At 63.5% G+C, this 17,006-nt stretch carries 14 protein-coding genes; 10 read left to right on the top strand and 4 right to left on the bottom strand.

The window, feature by feature from the left end:
- The first annotated feature begins 124 nt into the window (after positions 1 to 124).
- The 8 genes from ACVWW6_RS38055 to ACVWW6_RS38020 all read left to right on the top strand — a co-directional run bounded on the left by ACVWW6_RS38055 (position 125) and on the right by ACVWW6_RS38020 (position 8,586).
- Positions 125 to 832, top strand: coding sequence for a TetR/AcrR family transcriptional regulator (locus ACVWW6_RS38055; protein ID WP_171463747.1), 708 nt, complete (start codon positions 125 to 127; stop codon positions 830 to 832).
- 304 nt (positions 833 to 1,136) lie between these two features.
- Positions 1,137 to 1,946 carry an ABC transporter permease gene (locus ACVWW6_RS38050; RefSeq protein WP_404523350.1) on the top strand — a complete coding sequence of 270 codons (810 nt, stop codon included), beginning with the start codon at positions 1,137 to 1,139 and terminating at the stop codon, positions 1,944 to 1,946.
- Between the two features lie 51 nt (positions 1,947 to 1,997).
- Positions 1,998 to 2,990 (top strand): ABC transporter substrate-binding protein, encoded by a 993-nt coding sequence (locus ACVWW6_RS38045; RefSeq protein ID WP_456682564.1) that lies wholly within the window; start codon positions 1,998 to 2,000, stop codon positions 2,988 to 2,990.
- Positions 2,991 to 3,108: 118 nt separating this feature from the next.
- Positions 3,109 to 3,957 (top strand): ABC transporter ATP-binding protein, encoded by an 849-nt coding sequence (locus ACVWW6_RS38040; RefSeq protein ID WP_456682563.1) that lies wholly within the window; start codon positions 3,109 to 3,111, stop codon positions 3,955 to 3,957.
- 4 nt (positions 3,958 to 3,961) lie between these two features.
- Complete coding sequence (locus ACVWW6_RS38035; RefSeq protein WP_456682562.1) at positions 3,962 to 5,350, top strand: hypothetical protein; 1,389 nt, start codon at positions 3,962 to 3,964, stop codon at positions 5,348 to 5,350.
- Between the two features lie 5 nt (positions 5,351 to 5,355).
- Complete coding sequence (locus tag ACVWW6_RS38030; protein WP_011085624.1) at positions 5,356 to 6,507, top strand: Gfo/Idh/MocA family protein; 1,152 nt, start codon at positions 5,356 to 5,358, stop codon at positions 6,505 to 6,507.
- 10 nt (positions 6,508 to 6,517) lie between these two features.
- The gene (locus tag ACVWW6_RS38025) at positions 6,518 to 7,723 is read left to right on the top strand and encodes a dihydrodipicolinate synthase family protein (protein ID WP_456682561.1); all 1,206 of its coding nucleotides are present in this window, start codon (positions 6,518 to 6,520) and stop codon (positions 7,721 to 7,723) included.
- On the top strand, positions 7,723 to 8,586 hold the full coding sequence (locus ACVWW6_RS38020) for a sugar phosphate isomerase/epimerase family protein (RefSeq protein WP_456682560.1): 864 nt from the start codon (positions 7,723 to 7,725) through the stop codon (positions 8,584 to 8,586). The genes ACVWW6_RS38025 and ACVWW6_RS38020 overlap by 1 nt, the downstream gene beginning before the upstream one ends.
- Before the next feature lie 28 nt (positions 8,587 to 8,614).
- Here the strand turns inward: ACVWW6_RS38020 and ACVWW6_RS38015 are convergent, their stop codons facing one another.
- Genes ACVWW6_RS38015 through ACVWW6_RS38005 form a run of 3 tightly spaced genes read right to left on the bottom strand, consistent with a single transcriptional unit; the run spans position 8,615 to position 11,579 of the window.
- Positions 8,615 to 10,264, bottom strand: coding sequence for a DUF5939 domain-containing protein (locus tag ACVWW6_RS38015; protein WP_456682559.1), 1,650 nt, complete (start codon positions 10,262 to 10,264; stop codon positions 8,615 to 8,617).
- A complete protein-coding gene (locus ACVWW6_RS38010; RefSeq protein ID WP_231166667.1) occupies positions 10,152 to 10,763 on the bottom strand; it encodes an ABC transporter substrate-binding protein in 612 nt (203 codons plus the stop codon). The genes ACVWW6_RS38015 and ACVWW6_RS38010 overlap by 113 nt, the downstream gene beginning before the upstream one ends.
- Before the next feature lie 60 nt (positions 10,764 to 10,823).
- On the bottom strand, positions 10,824 to 11,579 hold the full coding sequence (locus tag ACVWW6_RS38005; protein ID WP_304551519.1) for a hypothetical protein: 756 nt from the start codon (positions 11,577 to 11,579) through the stop codon (positions 10,824 to 10,826).
- 948 nt (positions 11,580 to 12,527) lie between these two features.
- Between ACVWW6_RS38005 and ACVWW6_RS38000 the strand changes: the two genes are divergently transcribed.
- Both ACVWW6_RS38000 and ACVWW6_RS37995 read left to right on the top strand, forming a co-directional pair.
- The gene (locus ACVWW6_RS38000) at positions 12,528 to 12,764 is read left to right on the top strand and encodes a hypothetical protein (RefSeq protein WP_011085631.1); all 237 of its coding nucleotides are present in this window, start codon (positions 12,528 to 12,530) and stop codon (positions 12,762 to 12,764) included.
- A 520-nt stretch (positions 12,765 to 13,284) separates the two neighbouring features.
- Positions 13,285 to 15,006, top strand: coding sequence for a SulP family inorganic anion transporter (locus ACVWW6_RS37995; protein ID WP_456682558.1), 1,722 nt, complete (start codon positions 13,285 to 13,287; stop codon positions 15,004 to 15,006).
- Between the two features lie 147 nt (positions 15,007 to 15,153).
- On the opposite strand, the gene ACVWW6_RS37990 is transcribed toward ACVWW6_RS37995, so the two are convergent.
- Positions 15,154 to 16,827 carry a Spy/CpxP family protein refolding chaperone gene (locus ACVWW6_RS37990; protein WP_271558361.1) on the bottom strand — a complete coding sequence of 558 codons (1,674 nt, stop codon included), beginning with the start codon at positions 16,825 to 16,827 and terminating at the stop codon, positions 15,154 to 15,156.
- Positions 16,828 to 17,006: the final 179 nt, after the last annotated feature.

The following is a 17,006-nucleotide window of genomic DNA, read 5'->3' as shown; positions in this document are numbered from 1 at the left end:
ACCCTGCTGCACGATGGATTCCGGGCTCGCGCCCAACCGGGCGCGCCCCGGAATGACGAAACATTCTCAAACGCCCGCCCGCGTGTTACACGCGTACTTTGAGAGCCCCCAGCGAGCACCCGGTTTGGCAAAGGCAAAGAGAACTCTGAAATGGCAGCGCGATCCCGAGGGGATGCGGCTGCGCATTCTCGAGGCCGCCAAGCAGGAGTTTTCCGCCCATGGGCTTGCCGGGGCGCGCGTCGACCGCATCGCGGCCAAGGCCGGCGCCAACAAGCGCATGCTGTACTATCACGTCGGCAACAAGGACGAGCTCTATCTCGCGGTGCTCGAAGGCGCCTATGACAAGATCCGCAGCGAGGAGCGCGGGCTCGATCTCGAACATCTCGATCCGCCCGAGGCCATCCGCCGCCTGATCGAATTCACCTGGGGCTATTTCCTGCGCAACCCCGAGTTCCTCTCGCTGCTCCAGACCGAGAACCTCGCACGCGCCAAGCACCTGAAGCGCTCGACCAAGGTCAAGTCGATGCACTCGCCCTTCGTCGAGATGATCGGCACCGTGGTGCGGCGCGGCGTCGAGAGCGGCGACTTCCAGGTCGCGGTCGATCCGGTGCAGCTCTACATCTCGATCGCGGCGCTGAGCTTCTTCTATCTCTCGAACTCGGCGACGCTGAGCGTGATCTTCGGCCGCGATCTGCTGGCCAAGGACGCCAAGGATGAGCGCCTCGCGCACATGGCCGGCCTCGTGCTGGCCGCGCTGACGGGGCGGTCCACGGAGTTGCTGGAGATCGTCAAGGCGCCGAAGAAGCGTGCCGCGGTGGTGCAGACGGTTTAAGGCAAACTCTTTCCCCATCGTCGTCCTGGCGAAAGCCAGGACCCATACCGCGTGATCTGTCGATTGTATGCGGCGCTAATCCGGAACGACCAGTCTTCGCCAAACTTCTCCCTGGGGTAATGGGTCCTGGCTTCCGCCAGGACGACATCGGGGATTTGGCGCGGCCTTCAATCCCCAAACGCCGTCAAACTTGCCCGGAACTCCCGCGCAAAACGTCACAGGGAAAGGTCTGGACAGTATTTATCCAACGAGTTAATTTCTCCCAAGTGCGAACGAGAACGAAGAAGAATGCCGGGAGTGAGACGTGGCTGAATTGAAGCCGCAGAGTGCGGTGTCCAAGATGCTGAATGCGGCCTGGGTTCGGCCGTTCTTGTTCCTGGTCGTCATCGTGATCGCCTGGGATCTGGCGATCCGGCTGTTCAGGATTCCCGCCTATCAGATCCCGTCGCCGGGCGATGTCATCGCGGTGCTGCGCACCGAGTGGCCGGAACTGCTGCGCCAGTCCTGGCCGACCACCTATGCGACGGTCTGCGGCTTCCTGCTGTCGGCGCTGTTCGGCATTCCCGTCGCCATGCTGATCGCGGGCTCGAAGACGGTGGAGAGCTACGTCTATCCGCTGCTGGTGTTCTCCCAATCCGTGCCGAAGATCGCGATCGCGCCGCTGTTCGTGGTCTGGTTCGGCTTCGGCATCATTCCCAAGGTCATTTCCGCTTTCCTGCTCGGCTTCTTCCCGGTGGTGGTCTCCGCCGTGCAGGGCTTCAAATCGGTCGATCCCGACATGGTCGATCTCGCGCGCGCGATGCAGGGCAGCCGCTTCCAGGTGTTCCGTGCGGTGAACCTGCCGCATGCGCTGCCGGCGATCTTCTCAGGCCTCAAGGTCTCGGTGACGCTCGCCGTGGTCGGCGCCGTCGTCGGCGAGTTCGTCGGCTCCAATTCCGGCATCGGCTACGTCATGCAGCGCTCGATCGGCACGTTCGACCTGCCGACGATGTTCGCAGCGCTGGTGATCCTCGCGCTGCTCGGAGTCGTGCTGTTCTGGATCGTGGACCGGATCGAGAAGCTGGTCATTCCCTGGCATGTCAGCCAGCGCGAGGACGTGATTTTCGCCTCTTAACTTAAGCAACGGCCACCAACGGCCGAAACATAACGACAAGGGAGAGTGACGATGAAGCGGTGGATTGGGGCTGCATCGGTGGCGCTGATGGCGTTGGCGGCGATGCCGGCGCAGGCGGCCGACAAGGTCGTGCTGATGCTGAACTGGTACGTCTATGGCGAGCACGCGCCGTTCTATTACGGCAAGGCCAAGGGCATTTATGCAGCCGAGGGCATCGATCTCGAGATCCAGGAAGGCCGCGGCTCGGCTGCGACGACGCAGGCCGTCGCCGCCAAGACCGCCGATTTCGGCTATGTCGACGTGCCCACCATGATGCGCGCCGCCATCAAGGGCGCGCCCGTGGTCGCGACCGGCGTCCTGCTCCAGACCTCACCGATGTCCGCCATGGGCTTCGTCGACAAGAACATCAGGAAGCCCGAGGACATCAAGGGCAAGACGGTGGCGATCACGCCGGCCGACTCCATGACCCAGATCTGGCCGCTGTTCCTGAAGAAGACCGGCCTGAAGGAGAGCGACTTCCAGACGGTTGCGGGCGACGGCCAGACCAAGCTCAACGCAGTCATCAACGGCCAGGCCGATCTGCTGCTCGGCTACGTCATGGACCAGTCGATGAAGATCAAGGACGCGACCGGCAAGGACGTCTATCCGATCAAGTTCGCCGACTACGGCATCAACATGGTTTCGTCAGGCATCATCGCCAACTCCGATTATGTGAAGGCCAACGCCGATCTCGTCCGCCGCTTCATGTCGGCGACGACCAAGGCGGTCGAGGCCGCCGAGAAGGAGCCGAAGGCCGCGGCGCAGTCGATCCTCGATGCCAACCCGAAGGGCGGCAAGATCGACACGCTGACGCAGGGCTTCGAGCTGACCATTCCGCTCTACCGGACCGCGGAGACCAAGAGCAAGCGGCCGTTCCAGGTCACCGAGCAGAACATGACCGAGACCGTCAACCTGCTGGTCGAATATGGCGGGCTCGACGCCAAGGCCAAGGACAACCCGAAGGCCTTCTACACCAACGACTATCTGCCGAAGAGCGGCTCGTGAGCGACACACACCGTCATTCCGGGATGGTCCGAAGGACCAGACCCGGAATCTCGAGATTCCGGGTTCGCCCTTTGGGCGCCCCGGAATGACGGGCATATCGTCGAGTGGACCTGGTTAGATGAACCCAGCAACAAGGCCGAATGACACCGTGCAGCCGGCCGCGCATCTGAGACTGGTGAGCGACCGGGCCGCCGGCGAGGCGTCGGGCATCAAGCTATCAGGCGTGTCGAAGACCTACCGGACGCGCGACGGCGACGTGCCGTCGCTGCGGCCGCTCGATTTCCACATCAACGAGGGCGAGTTCTTCGTCGTGGTCGGCCCAAGCGGCTGCGGCAAGTCCACGCTGCTCAAGCTGATCTCGGGACTGTTGCCGCCGTCGGCCGGCGAAATCCTGGTCGAGGGCGAGAAGGTGACGAAGCCGCACGGCAATGTCGGCATCGTGTTCCAGAACGCCCTGCTGCTGCCCTGGCGCAACATCCTGTCCAACGTGATGCTGCCGATCGACATGAAACGGCTGCCGCGGCAAAAATATCTCGACCGCGCCAAGGCGCTGTTGAAGCTGGTCGGGCTCGAAGGCTTCGAGAAGAAGCTGCCGTGGCAGCTCTCCGGCGGCATGCAGCAGCGCGCCTCGATCTGCCGCGCGCTGGTGCACGATCCCAAGATCATGCTGATGGACGAGCCGTTCGGCGCGCTCGATGCGCTGACGCGCGAGCGCATGAATGTCGAGCTGATGCGGATCCAGCGCGAGACGAAGAAGACGGTGCTGCTGATCACGCATTCGATTCCCGAGGCCGTGTTCCTCGCCGACCGCGTGCTGGTCATGACCGAACGGCCCGGCGCGGTCGCCGCGATCTACGACGTACCGCTGCCGCGTCCACGCTCGCTCGACGTGATGGCCGACCCGGTCTTCACCGAACTGGTGCAGCGCATCCGCAAGCATTTCTTCTCGCAAGGGGCATTGGATTAAAACCATGGCGCCGCGCCTGAAGCTTCGAGATATTACCTTCTTCGAACGTCCCGTGCAGTTCGCGCGGCCGTTCCGCTTTGGCGCGATCACCATCAACGCGACGCCGCAGCTGTTCGTGCGGGTCGAGATCGAGGTCGAGGGCAGGGGAAGCGCCGTCGGCGCCAGCGCCGAGCTGCTGGTGCCGAAATGGTTCGACAAGCGGCCGGAGTTTTCTCCGGCGCAGACGGTCGACGGTCTGCGACGATCCCTGGAAATTGCGGGCGGGCTTTATCTGGCGCGGACCGGGTTCCTGACCGCGTTCGATCTCCATGCCGCGTGCATTGGTGCCCAGATCGCGACCTGCGCGAAGAAGAACATTCCGGCGCTTGCGGCGGCTTATGGCCCCGCGGAAATCGACAAGGCGATCCTCGATGCGCTGCTGCGCGGCGTTGAGACCGACTTTTTCGACGGAATGGCCGGCAACGTTGCCGGCATCGATGCGCGACTATCGCCCGACCTGAAGGACGCGGAGATCGCGGCGTTTCTGTCCAGTCGGAAGCCGTTGCCGCGCGTTGCTATCAGGCATACCGTCGGCCTCGACGATACCGTGGAGGGCAAGGGCGGCGTCGCCGACGCGCATGAGAACGCCGGCGCGAGCTACTTCAAGCTGAAGCTGTCGGGCGATCCCGCAGCCGACGCAGCGCGATTGGCGCGGATCGGCAAGGAGCTCGATACACTTGAGCGCCGCTACAAGGTGACGCTCGATGCGAACGAGCAATACGCCGATCTCGCGGCGTTGCAGGCCCTGATGGATCGGCTCGATCATGATTCCGCGTTGCGGCCGATTGCCTCTCGGTTGCTCTATGTCGAGCAGCCGATGCCGCGTGACATCACCCGGCAGTCGCCGCTCGGCTCGCTCGCCGCGCGCGGCTTCATCATCGATGAGGCCGACGATTCCTACGATGCCTTCCCTGCCGCTCGGGCACTCGGCTATCACGGTATCTCCTCGAAATCCTGCAAGGGGCTCTACAAGTCCATCGTCAACGCCACGCGCGCGGTAAAATGGAGCGGGGGCGGCGAAAAGTTCTTCGTCACCAGCGAGGACCTCACCTGCCAGGCTGGCCTTGCCGTGCAGCAGGACCTCGCACTCGGTGCCTTCCTCGGCGTCACCCACGCCGAACGGAACGGCCACCACTACGTCGACGGCTTCGGCGACGCGCCGGCCGCCGAAGCTGCGGCCTTCGCGGCTGCGCATCCCGATCTCTATGCCGATGCCGGGCAGGGCATCCGGCTTTCCATTTACAACGGCGATCTCCTGACGGGATCGCTTCATGCTGCGGGCTTTGCGACGTCGGTCCATCCGGACTGGTCGGCGCTCCGCCCGCTCGAACAGCCAACATCACCTTGGGAGTAATTGGCATGACCACCCAACGCCTCGGCCTCATCATGAACGGTGTCACCGGCCGCATGGGGCTCAACCAGCATCTGATCCGCTCGATCGTCGCGATCCGCGACCAGGGCGGCGTCCGCTTGAAGAACGGCGACCGCATCATGCCCGATCCGATCCTGGTCGGCCGCAGCGCCGAGAAGGTCGAGGCGCTTGCAAAGCGCTTCAACATCGCGCGCTGGACCACCGACCTCGATGCGGCGCTGGCCGACAAGAACGACACCATGTTCTTCGACGCCGCGACCACGCAGGCGCGGCCGGGCCTGCTGACCCAGGCCATCAATGCCGGCAAGCACGTCTATTGCGAGAAGCCGATCGCGACGAACTTTGAAGAGGCCCTCGAGGTCGTCAAGCTCGCTAATTCCAAGGGCGTCAAGCACGGCACCGTGCAGGACAAGCTGTTCCTGCCCGGCCTGAAGAAGATCGCCTTCCTGCGCGACTCCGGCTTCTTCGGCCGCATCCTCTCGGTGCGCGGCGAGTTCGGCTATTGGGTGTTCGAGGGCGGCTGGCAGGAGGCGCAGCGGCCGTCCTGGAACTACCGCGACGAGGACGGCGGCGGCATCATCCTCGACATGGTCTGCCACTGGCGCTACGTGCTCGACAACCTCTTTGGCAACGTCCAGAGCGTGGTCTGCATCGGCAACACCGACATCCCCGAGCGTTTTGACGAGCAGGGCAAGAAGTACAAGGCGACCGCGGACGATTCCGCCTACGCGACCTTCCAGCTCGAGGGCGGCGTCATCGCCCACATCAACATGTCCTGGGTGACGCGCGTCTACCGCGACGACCTCGTCACCTTCCAGGTCGACGGCACGCACGGCTCGGCGGTCGCCGGCCTTTCCGATTGCATGATCCAGGCGCGGCAGGCTACCCCGAGGCCGGTGTGGAATCCGGACGAGAAGCGGCTGCATGATTTCTACGGCGACTGGCAGAAGCTGCCGGACAACGTCTCCTACGACAACGGTTTCAAGGAACAGTGGGAGATGTTCATCCGTCACGTCTACGAGGACGCGCCCTACAAGTTCACGCTGCTCGAAGGCGCCAAGGGCGTGCAGCTCGCCGAATGCGCGCTGAAGAGCTGGAAGGAGCGGCGCTGGATCGACGTCGCCCCGATCAAGGCCTGAGGAGGGAAGCATGAACAAGCCCGTCCTGCCCAAGCCTGCTCCTTCAATGTCGTCCTTGTCGCTCAAGCTGCCGAAAGCGGACCGCTCGATCGAGACCTACCGGCTCGCGGCCTCGCGCACGTTCCCGGCGAGGCTCGAAGGCCCGCTGAACCGAATCGCGTTCTCGGCCGTGCACACGGTCGCCGATCCGTTCGCCGACAACGATCCCTGGCTCTCGGTGTCCGTTGACTGGGACAAGACCATCGCCTTCCGCGAGCATGTCTGGGACCTCGGTCTCGGCGTCGCCGAAGCCATGGACACCGCGCAGCGCGGCATGGGGCTGGACTGGCCGACCTCGCTGGAGCTGATCACGCGCTCGGTCGCCGCCGCCAAGCGTCGCAACGCGCTGGTGTTCTCCGGCGCAGGCACGGACCATCTCGCGGTGGAGGATGCCAGGACCATCGACGATGTGATCCGGGCCTATGAGGAGCAGATCTCGGCGGTCGAGAAGGTCGGCGGCCGGATCATCCTGATGGCGTCGCGCGCGCTGGCAAAGCTCGGCCGCAATGCCGACGATTATGCGAAGGTCTATGACCGCGTGCTGTCGCAGGTCCGCGAGCCCGTGATCATCCACTGGCTCGGCGACATGTTCGATCCTGCACTGACGGGATATTGGGGTACCAAGGACCTCGACAAGGCCATGGATGTTGCGGTGGCCGTCATCAACGCCAACGCCGCCAAGGTCGACGGCGTCAAGGTCTCGCTGCTCGACAAGCAGCGCGAGATCGACATGCGTCGTCGCCTCGACAAGCGCATCAGGATGTACACCGGCGACGACTTCAACTATGCGGAGCTGATCGCCGGCGATAGCCAAGGTTTTTCGCACGCGCTGCTCGGCATCTTCGACGCCATCGCACCGGCGGCATCCTACGCGCTGTCGCGGCTCGCTGCCGGCGACGAGGCCGGCTTCCACGACGTGCTGGGACCGACCGTGCCGCTGTCGCGCCACATCTTCAAGGCGCCGACGCGCTTCTACAAGACCGGCGTGGTGTTCATGGCGTATCTGAACGGCCATCAGGATCATTTCACCATGGTGGGCGGGCAGGAGAGCGCGCGCTCGATGCTGCATCTGGCCGAGCTGTTCCGGCTGGCCGATCAGGCCGGCCTGCTCGCCAATCCTGAGCTGGCGACGCGGCGGATGACGACGGTGCTGGCCTCGCACGGGATCGAATCCTGATGCGCGATTTCTCGTCCGACCACCGCTGGCTGTCGCTGAATACGGCGACGGTCCGCAAGCAGGGTGACCTCGTCGAGATCATCGATGTCTGTGCAAAGCACGGCATCCGCGCCATCGATCCCTGGCGCGACCAGGTCGCATCCGTCGGTCTTGACCGTGCCGCCCGCGCGGTGCGCGATGCCGGCCTCGAGCTGTCAGGCTATTGCCGTGGCGGCATGTTCACCTCCGATGCCTCGCGCCGGGGCGAAGTGCGCGACGACAACCGCCGCTGTGTCGATGAAGCCAAGTCGTTGGGCGCGCCGTGCATCGTCCTCGTCGTCGGCGGCCTGCCGCAATATTCGCGGCCGGGGAGCGAGCCGTCGAAGGACATCGCGGGTGCGCGCGGGCAGGTCGAGGAGGCGCTTGCCGACATGCTCGATTACGCCAGGCAGGCAGGCCTGCCGCTGGCCATCGAGCCGCTGCACCCCGCCTACGCCGCCGACCGCGCCTGCGTGAACACCACAAAACAGGCGCTCGATGTCTGCGACCGGCTCGACCCCGGCCGCACCGGCATGCTCGGCGTCGCACTCGATGTCTATCACATCTGGTGGGACCCGGAGCTGATGAGCCAGATCGCGCGCGCGGGCAGGGATCGGCTGCTTGCCTTCCATGTGTGTGACTGGCTGGTGCCGACCAGAGACATCCTCAACGACCGCGGCATGATGGGCGACGGCGTCATCGACATCAAATCGGTGCGCAAAGCGGTCGAGGCGCAGGGTTTTGCCGGCTATTCCGAGATCGAGATCTTCTCCAACGACTGGTGGGCCAAGCCGATGGACGAGGTGCTGCGCACCTGCATTACGCGGCACAGGACGGTGGTGTAGGCGCCCCGCGCGCCGCCCTTGCCCTCGTTCAAGTCTGCGTCGGCGGGATTGTCATGCGATGGACCTCCATCTTTTGACCGATGCCCTTCAAGTTCTCGTAGTTGCGCGACACCGAGCGTGAATTGACGATGTCACCGACGCCCGGCGCCTCCATCACCGTTGCGCTGATGCAGACTTCGTCGACGTTGGCGAGACCTTGCACGCGTGCGGCGATATTCACGTCCTGTCCGAAATAGTCGATCCGGTCGTTGAGATTCACCGCAATCGCCCGCCCCCTGTGGACACCGACCTTGAGGCCCAGCGGCCGCGAAGCGGTTTGGTTGAATCGCGACAGCTCTTCGATCATCTCGATGGCGGCGCAAACGGCATCCTGCGGACGCTCGAACCCGGCCATGACCGCGTCGCCAATCGTCTTGATAATGGTGCCGGATCGTTCCCGGATGATCCTGTTCAAGATCTCGAAGTGTTGGCGAACCAGAAAATACGCGTTCACGTCACCGACGCTTTCGTACAGCGGAGTCGACTGCTTCAGATCGGTGAACAGGAAGGTCATGTCTGAGACCTTGATGCTCTCGCCCTCATCCACCAGCTGCGCCTTGTAGAGTTCGCGGAAGCTCGGGGTGAGCAGCAGCCGCTTGCCGGAAAGAAACGGTTCATACTCGACCAGATGGGGCGCGAAACCTGGGGGATACTGGACGAACCAGAAGCGACCGCGATCGTCGGTGCGGTTCTCGATCCGGATGGTGTGCTTGCCTGGGCTGAGATCGGCCGTCTGCCGGAACGAAAAGCGTCCGTCGCCGAGGACCATGTCTTTCGGTGCCGTCGGCCGGTCCGGCAGCAGAAAGCGACCCGACTCGAGCTGGACCAGCGTCTCTTGCGGCTCTGCCGGCTCCCCGTCCGCGAAGAAGACCAGAAGGAGTTTGTGGCTCAAATCCAGCACCTCGAAGCGGCCAGCCGTGACCTCGAAGTCGAAGCTGCGGTGCTCATGCGCCTCGATATCGGCGAATCCCCGTGAGAGCGCAGCAACGAGCTGCTGATGCGTCATTCCGTGCGGAGCGATGAAACCCTTGGAGAAGTTGTAGCGCAGGTAGAAATCCTCGACAGACAGCCTTTCGGGATGGCGGAATATGATGTCGCGGACGCCGCTCGAGACCGTAAATGCGACCTGAATGTAGTCGTCCAGCGCCACATCGTTGATCGCGTTGCAGAACGCGCACTGAAAGCGTGGATGGACCTGGTCGAGCTCGCGGAAGCTGCCGGCGACCTGCGGGCAATAGGCGCACATCAGCAGCCAGTCCATATCGAACAGGCCCACCTTGGCAGCGTGCACGAACAGCTCGATCGCGTCGGCCTCGGACATGCGGACGGCGCCGCCGTATTGGATGGGGTTGACGCGAAGAAGATCATAGTCGTCGGCGGTCCGGATGAAGTGCTCGAGCTCCGGCAGAACATTCGGTGCCCAGCTTCTTGCCGCTCCGAGCGCGGCGAGACGCTGGCTCAGGAGACTCTCGTTGACTGGAGACGGGACACTCATCTCACGCTCCCTGCCTGATGAGCTGACTACGCTATTGGTCTCCGGCCGAACTCCGCGACGGACGGCACCATCGCCTCGTCCGGCGCGATAGGCCCCAGGCTCTCGACGATCTCGAAACGGCCTCGCCGACGATGCTGCCGCCATTGGCGGTGACGAGCCGGCGGACCCTCTCGTTCATCACGTGCGGCCAGATGTAGTCTGCGGACGGCAGGTAGAATGTCCTGGCACCGGTCTTGCGCATCAGCCAGGGAATGAGCGGGTCGAGCTGCTGCGCCGGCACCGGGCCGGTGCAGAAGATCAGCGGGTCGCATTCCTGCCCTTCGTATTGCTCGGGGTAGATGTAGAGCGTCCTGCCCTTCACGACGGCGGGGCCCTTGATGGCCTGCCGCGTGGAGCTGTAGATGCCGCCGAAGATCACATCCACCTTGTCCTGCAACACAAGCTTGGCCGCCTTGGCCTCCGCGACCGCGTCGGTCGTTGCACCGTCCTCGAGGTAGAGTTCGATCTTCCGCCCCAGCAGGCCGCCATTGGCGTTGATCTCGTCAACCACCATCCTTGCCACGTTGGCGTTTGCGCGGCCCATGAACGAAAGTGCTCCGGTCTCCTCCGCGATCATGCCGACTTTGATCGACGCTTGTGTCATGGCAGACACTCCCCTGAGCTCTGTGCCCGCAAGTCGAGGCCGCTGCGCACACCAGGAAATTCAGCGACCGACTAGTGCTACGGCCTCCTGCTCCTCGGCAGGTGCGCCTTCATTGGTCCGCACAAATACAAAGCGGGATACCACAGAGATCTGTGCGTCGGCGCTGCCATCCTGGCCGATGAGAATGAGTCCCGCTCCGCCATTGGCTACATTCAAGATGACGGGGGCGCCCTTCCACGTCCTGATCGGCTCCATTCCGATGATGAGAAATTCGCCGATCGGCTGGTCAAAATATTGCAGCCTCAGCTGTGGCCCGACTTCTGCGGCCGCGAGTCCGAAACCCAGCTGCTTGGCGCGCGCATAAATGTCCGCCAGCGGCGCGGTATCGGTCTTAAAGCCGAGTTCGGCTGCCGAGACCGCAAAAAGCTTTACGCTTGTTTTCGTGTCGCGAAGGGTAAAGGTCGGTCGTGCGAGAATTTCGCCGGCCGAGTTTCCGATGCCGCAACCTACCGCATCCATTGCGTTACTGAGGGCAAAGAAATTTGCAAACGTCCCGATTGTGATCGTCTTCCACACGGGAACATCGACGGCGGATTTAATCGGGATTTGCGGCCTGTCAGCTGACGGAGCTTTCTTGAGCCTTAGTTGGTTCTGCAGGACATCTCGCGCCGTGCATTGAGCTCTGGCTTCGCTCGCAAACAGGAGAGTGCATGCGGTACAGAGCATCGCAACAATGAGAATGCCGCAGCGGCGCCATCCTGGCGAATGACACTGTATGGCACGGCAACTGACGTTCTTGCCAGCTGTTCGGTCCATAACGGACCTCTCTTGCGCTAATGCAGCGCCAAAAAATCAAACTGTCACTTCACAATGGTCGGGCCGGTTCACAGCAGAAAAGCCGTCGTTCTTGCAGCCTATAGAGTTTGGTCCCGGAAATCCCGCAAAGGTTCAGCGACGATGACGCGGGATGACGAACTCAATATGGGTCAGCGTGGGTGCACTTCTTGCGGAGGGGCTTGAGCGCACCAGGGTAGCGATAACGGAGCGGAAGGTGCGTGCCGCGACGGCAGCGGAGATCGAGCTGCAGCTCGTGTTGGTCAGCGAGCTGGGAGTACCACCAATGATGAGGTGGACAGCCATCAGCTTTCAGGCAGAATGTCATCACCCCGATGCCGCAGCCTCGCCACAGTATGTGCCAGATCGGATGTGGTAATCGGTGGCATCAACGATCAGCAGGCTCGGCGGATGTACCCACGCCTGATGATCTTGAATGGCCCCGACGTGTCATCCGTCGGGGCCATTGTTGTGATCGGCGTGTAAGACTGGCGAACTTTGCCGAGCCGGCGTGGTCCCGCCTGAGACCCGTTTCATTGCGGCGAAAGGAAAGACCGCCGGAAGGCGGTCTTGCAGTCCAATGTGCCGGGCCAAAATAGTTTCGGGATCAAACTTTGTCCGGCCCGGTCTAATTGCAAGTTAACCATCATCCAGGGAAGGCCGCTCACAATTAAGATTTCAGTCCTGAAATGGAATGCACCGGCGACTTAGGCCTCTGGGGGGCCGCCGGACGCGCTGCCATTCTGCCCAGCGCCTCTTGCTGCCGCCAATGTCCGCGTCGTTCGGCTCGACTATTTCGCGAAAAGTCAGACGATTGCGCTGTCATCGATTGACCGTCAAACACCGGACTATCACTCGTCAATTCAATCTGCAAAGCTGTGACAACACAAATGCGCCTGTAAACAAACAAGCGCGCGAAGGAGGTTCGCAGTGGAGAAGGTGCAACGCTTGCGTGCAATGGGTTCGCTGTGCCGTCAACAGGCCGCATACAACAGCATGAACAAATGGAAGCTGCTCGCAGAAGCAGAATACTGGGATCACCTGGCCGATCTCGAGTTGTCTTCCTACTTCCAGCAATGCAACGCCGCTGGCTCGGACGAGATGGAGCGGTCTCAAGCGATCACAAAAACGGATGAGGCTGGGCAGAAGACGATTCCCGCCGCGTGAGGTCGGAACGCGGCTGTCGGCTGCATCCCGTGCCGCCGCGCGTCTCACTGGGAGCCGCGGCCCGGACTTGCGTGTTCTCGTCGAGCGTCGAAGCTAGGTGATTACGTTACCCCACCTCGTTCGGCCGCTGCGCAATTGCGGCGAGCGAATGCGACGTCCCCCTCACGGGCCTGCGACCTGTTGCAGCGTGTTGAAGTGCGCCTTCTGGTCGCCGCTCAGCGTGGCATAGAACTCGCCCAGGGTGGGCTCGACCACTTTGCGGCCCTCAGCATGGCCCCTCTGAATTGACTTCCGCTTTCAGCGGCAGAACGGACATTGGTCGGACTTGCCGCTGGATCGACCCGGTCGCGGGTGCCCCCAAAACGGACATGCCGCTGGCAACATTGGAGCGAATGAGCGGGGATGTGACATTTTTCCACTTGCCGAGAGACGCAACAGCCTAGACTGGCTTCCAGCTGGGCCAATCGCGGCCAATGTGTGCGTTGCCAACGAGCCTGGCCGGATCTGGAAGTGACCCCCAATGAAGCATTGGATCGATTGGCTGCCGGCAATCGAAACCCTCCGCCGATATGAGGCGGCGTGGCTTCCGCGCGATATCTTCGCCGGACTCGTCCTGGCGACGATGCTGGTCCCGGTTGGAATTGCCTACGCGACAGCATCGGGCTTGCCTGGCATCGCCGGTCTGTACGCAACGATCGTGCCGCTGTTGGTCTACGCGTTGTTTGGCCCCAGCCGCATCCTCGTGCTGGGGCCTGACTCGGCGCTGGCAGCCGTCATCCTCGGCGTTGTCGTCCCACTGTCTGGCGGCGATCCTCTTCGCGCCGCGACGCTCGCTGCGATGATGGCGATCGTTTCGGGGACGGTATGCATTCTGGCCGGCATCGCGCGCTTGGGTTTTGTCACCGAGCTGCTCTCCAAGCCGATACGATACGGCTATATGAACGGAATTGCATTGACCGTCTTGATCAGCCAACTGCCAAAGCTCTTCGGCTTCTCGATCGAGAGCGAAGGACCTTTACGAAGCCTATGGGCGATCGCCGATGCAATCCTTGAAGGCAAGACAAACTGGGTCGCATTCGGGATCGGGCTCGGCACGCTGACGGTCATCCTGCTGCTCCGGAACAGCAAGCGGCTGCCAGGCATTCTGATTGCGGTAGTCGGGGCGACCGCTATCGTCGGCGTGCTTGATCTTGGGACCCGTTACGGCGTGGCGGTTTTGGGTCCTCTTCCGCAGGGCCTGCCGGGTTTCGCGATCCCCTGGATCACCTACGGCGATATCGTGCCGGTACTGATCGGCGGCTGCGCAATCGCGCTGGTATCATTCGCTGACACCAGCGTGCTTTCGCGCGCCTATGCCGCACGATTGGGCACCCATGTCGATCCCAACCAGGAGATGGTGGGGCTTGGCGCGGCCAATCTGGCAACCGGCTTTTTTCAGGGCTTCCCGATCAGCAGCAGCGCTTCGCGCACTCCCGTTGCAGAGGCCGCCGGCGCCCGTACCCAGCTAACCTCAGTCGTCGGCGCGCTTGCCATCGCCATCCTTCTGCTGGTGGCGCCAAACCTCCTTCAGCATTTGCCCACCGCTGCATTGGCGGCCGTCGTAATCGCCGCTGCGATCGGCTTGTTTGAGGTCACCGACCTCAAGCGAATCTATCGGATTCAGCAGTGGGAGTTTTGGCTATCGATGGTCTGCTTTGTCGGCGTGGCGGTGCTCGGAGTGATCCCAGGAATTGGTCTGGCAATAGCAATCGCAATCGCCGAGTTCTTGTGGGACGGTTGGCGCCCACACTCCGCCGTGTTGGGTCGCGCCCATGGCGTCAAAGGTTATCACGACATCACAAGATATCCGGATGCACGCCAAATCCCCGGGCTGGTCCTGTTTCGGTGGGATGCGCCGCTGTTCTTCGCCAACGCCGAATTCTTCAAAGAGCGCGTACTGGACGCCGTGGCGAAATCGCCGACGCCCGTACGCTGGCTGGTCGTTGCGGCGGAGCCTGTCACCAGCGTGGACGTCTCCGCCGGCGATACAATCGCCGAATTGGACGAGACATTGCACGCGCAGGGTATCGAGTTCTGCTTTGCCGAGCTGAAAGATCCAGTCAAGGACAAGCTGAAGAGATTTGGACTGTTCTCGCAGCTTGGCGAGCAATATTTCTTCCCAACCATCGGCGCAGCCGTTTCCAGTTACCTGGAAATCAATGGTGTAGAGTGGGAGGACTGGGAGGACCAAGCCAAACGTTAGGAAGTGGCATGCCGGGCTTGAATACACACGCCGATTGACCCCCGATTCCGGCCCTAATGCGAATATGCTTTTTGCAAAGCGCGCAATCTGTAACGGTGCGCACCTGCATCGTGCGGCACCGGACGTGTAGCTCCCGCGACGTCGCCGTCACGGGCCTGCGACCTGTTGCAGCGTGTTAAAGCGCGCCTTCTGCTCGCTGCTCAGCGTGGCGTAGAACTCGTCGAGGGCAGGTTCGACCAGCTTGGCGGCCGTCAGCATGGCCTCGAGCCGGCGCTGCATCGCCTCCAGCCGTCCGACCGGCGTCAGCGGCACATCGTTCGGGCAGGCCGCCTGCAGGCCCTCAACGCCTTTCGCCGTGGCCTCGCTGAGGCGGTCGAGCGCCTCCTTCTGCTTGCCCGCGGGGTGGAGCACAGCCTCGATCCTCTGGATCGGCAGCTGGGTCAGGCCGGACTTCGGATCGCCGCATCCCTCTCCACTGGCTTGCTGCTGCGGCGGCGAGCGGTCGCCGACATTGGGGCCGAGCGCGTTGAAGCGGGCCTGCTGCTCGTCACTGAGCGAGTTGTAAAAATTCTCCAGTGCCGGGCGCACGATCTTGACCGCTTCCAGCGTCGCGCTGACGCGGTTCATCATTGCGCGCAAGCGGCCGGGCGGAGTTAGTGCGTAAGTGTCCGCGCAGGAGTCCTTGAACACACCGGCAGCGTTGGCAGCCGCGGTCTTCAATTGGTCGAGCAGCGCGCGTTGCTCCGGCGTCGGCCGCACCGCCCGCGCGATATCGGCAAGCGGCCAGGCGGTGACGCCCTTGTCCGGTGTGCCGCACAATTGCTGCAGCGTTTGCGGGCTCACGCTGGCGCGCTGGCGCGCGCGGGAGCCGCCGCCGGCTTGCGGATAGTCGTACGGGTTGATGCTGGCATAGGCGGCGTAGGGGCTGTCACCACCCCAGAACACGGTGTCGACGAAGTCGTCATAGGCGTACGCCCAATAGCCCGGCTCGTAGGCATAGGACCAGAACGTGTAGTCAAAAATGTCGGAATAGGCGTAAGGCCAGAACACGGGCCCAAGCCACGCCACGAACACCGCGGGATGGCGGTGTCGCCAGGCCTGCCGGGGCGCCCAGCCGCTCTGGCGGGCGACGAGGGCCGCCTGGGTTTGCGCAGAGGCCTGCTCGCGGAAGCGCTCGGCAAACCGCCCGCGCTCGGCGGCTCGCGCGGCGGCCGCCGCTGCGGTTGCCGTAGCGGCTGCAGTGGGAGCCTGCAGTCCCAGCCGCTGCTGGCGCGCCAGATCCGTCTGCTGCGTGCGCTGCTCGCGCTGCAGCAGGCGGTTCTGCGTCTGGAGCATCCGTTGCTGCTCGCGTTGCGCCCGCGCGCCCTCCGGCTTTTGCGACTGCAATTGCTGCACGCGCTGCTGCAGGCGATCGATGCGGGTCTGGCGCTCGGCGGTCTGGCGCGACAGCACCTCGCGCTGCCGCTGCTGCACCATCTGCTGGCGTTGCTGGATCTGTTGCTGATGCTGTTGCGCGCGCTGGTCGATCTGCTCCCGTCGCGACAGCCGCTCGCTCACGGCCGGCGCTGCGCCTGGGCCGGACGGGGCGGCAATATGCGGCGTCGGCCGCGGTGCCATGGCCGGACGTTGCGGCGCTGCCGGCGCGCGATGGAATTCAGGCCGCGGCGCTGCCACGTGCGGGGCGACCCGCTGCGGCGGTGCAGCGAAGTGGGGCGTCGGGCGCGGCGGTGGTGAGGCGATGTGCGGCGCGGGATGTGGCGCCATGGCCGGGCGCTGCGGCATGGCCGGGGGATGGAATGCCGGCGCGGCGGGACGCGCCATGGCTGGGGGCGCCGCCGGACGTGCCATGGCAGGTGGTGGTGCCGGCCGGGCCGCCGGCGCTGCGGCCGGACCCGGTGGTCCACCTCTTCCGTGTCCCTGGCCGAGTCCCTGGGCGGACGCGCCGACGCTCGTCGCCAGCACCGAGACACCAACCAGAAAGGCCCTCAGGCAAACGCCAC

The sequence above is a fragment of the Bradyrhizobium sp. USDA 3311 genome (genome assembly GCF_054062495.1).
The sequence above is the reverse complement of the archived record's forward strand: the minus strand, read 5'-3'. Positions and strand labels throughout refer to the sequence as shown.

Coding starts and splice junctions, on each gene's coding strand:
- ACVWW6_RS38045 (WP_456682564.1), top strand. CDS start 1,998: ATGAAGCGGTGGATTGGGGCTGCATCGGTGGCGCTGATGGCGTTGGCG.
- ACVWW6_RS38040 (WP_456682563.1), top strand. CDS start 3,109: ATGAACCCAGCAACAAGGCCGAATGACACCGTGCAGCCGGCCGCGCAT.
- ACVWW6_RS38035 (WP_456682562.1), top strand. CDS start 3,962: ATGGCGCCGCGCCTGAAGCTTCGAGATATTACCTTCTTCGAACGTCCC.
- ACVWW6_RS38030 (WP_011085624.1), top strand. CDS start 5,356: ATGACCACCCAACGCCTCGGCCTCATCATGAACGGTGTCACCGGCCGC.
- ACVWW6_RS38025 (WP_456682561.1), top strand. CDS start 6,518: ATGAACAAGCCCGTCCTGCCCAAGCCTGCTCCTTCAATGTCGTCCTTG.
- ACVWW6_RS38020 (WP_456682560.1), top strand. CDS start 7,723: ATGCGCGATTTCTCGTCCGACCACCGCTGGCTGTCGCTGAATACGGCG.
- ACVWW6_RS38015 (WP_456682559.1), bottom strand. CDS start 10,264: ATGGCGGCAGCATCGTCGGCGAGGCCGTTTCGAGATCGTCGAGAGCCT.
- ACVWW6_RS38010 (WP_231166667.1), bottom strand. CDS start 10,763: ATGACACAAGCGTCGATCAAAGTCGGCATGATCGCGGAGGAGACCGGA.
- ACVWW6_RS38005 (WP_304551519.1), bottom strand. CDS start 11,579: ATGGACCGAACAGCTGGCAAGAACGTCAGTTGCCGTGCCATACAGTGT.
- ACVWW6_RS37995 (WP_456682558.1), top strand. CDS start 13,285: ATGAAGCATTGGATCGATTGGCTGCCGGCAATCGAAACCCTCCGCCGA.
- ACVWW6_RS37990 (WP_271558361.1), bottom strand. CDS start 16,827: ATGGCGCGTCCCGCCGCGCCGGCATTCCATCCCCCGGCCATGCCGCAG.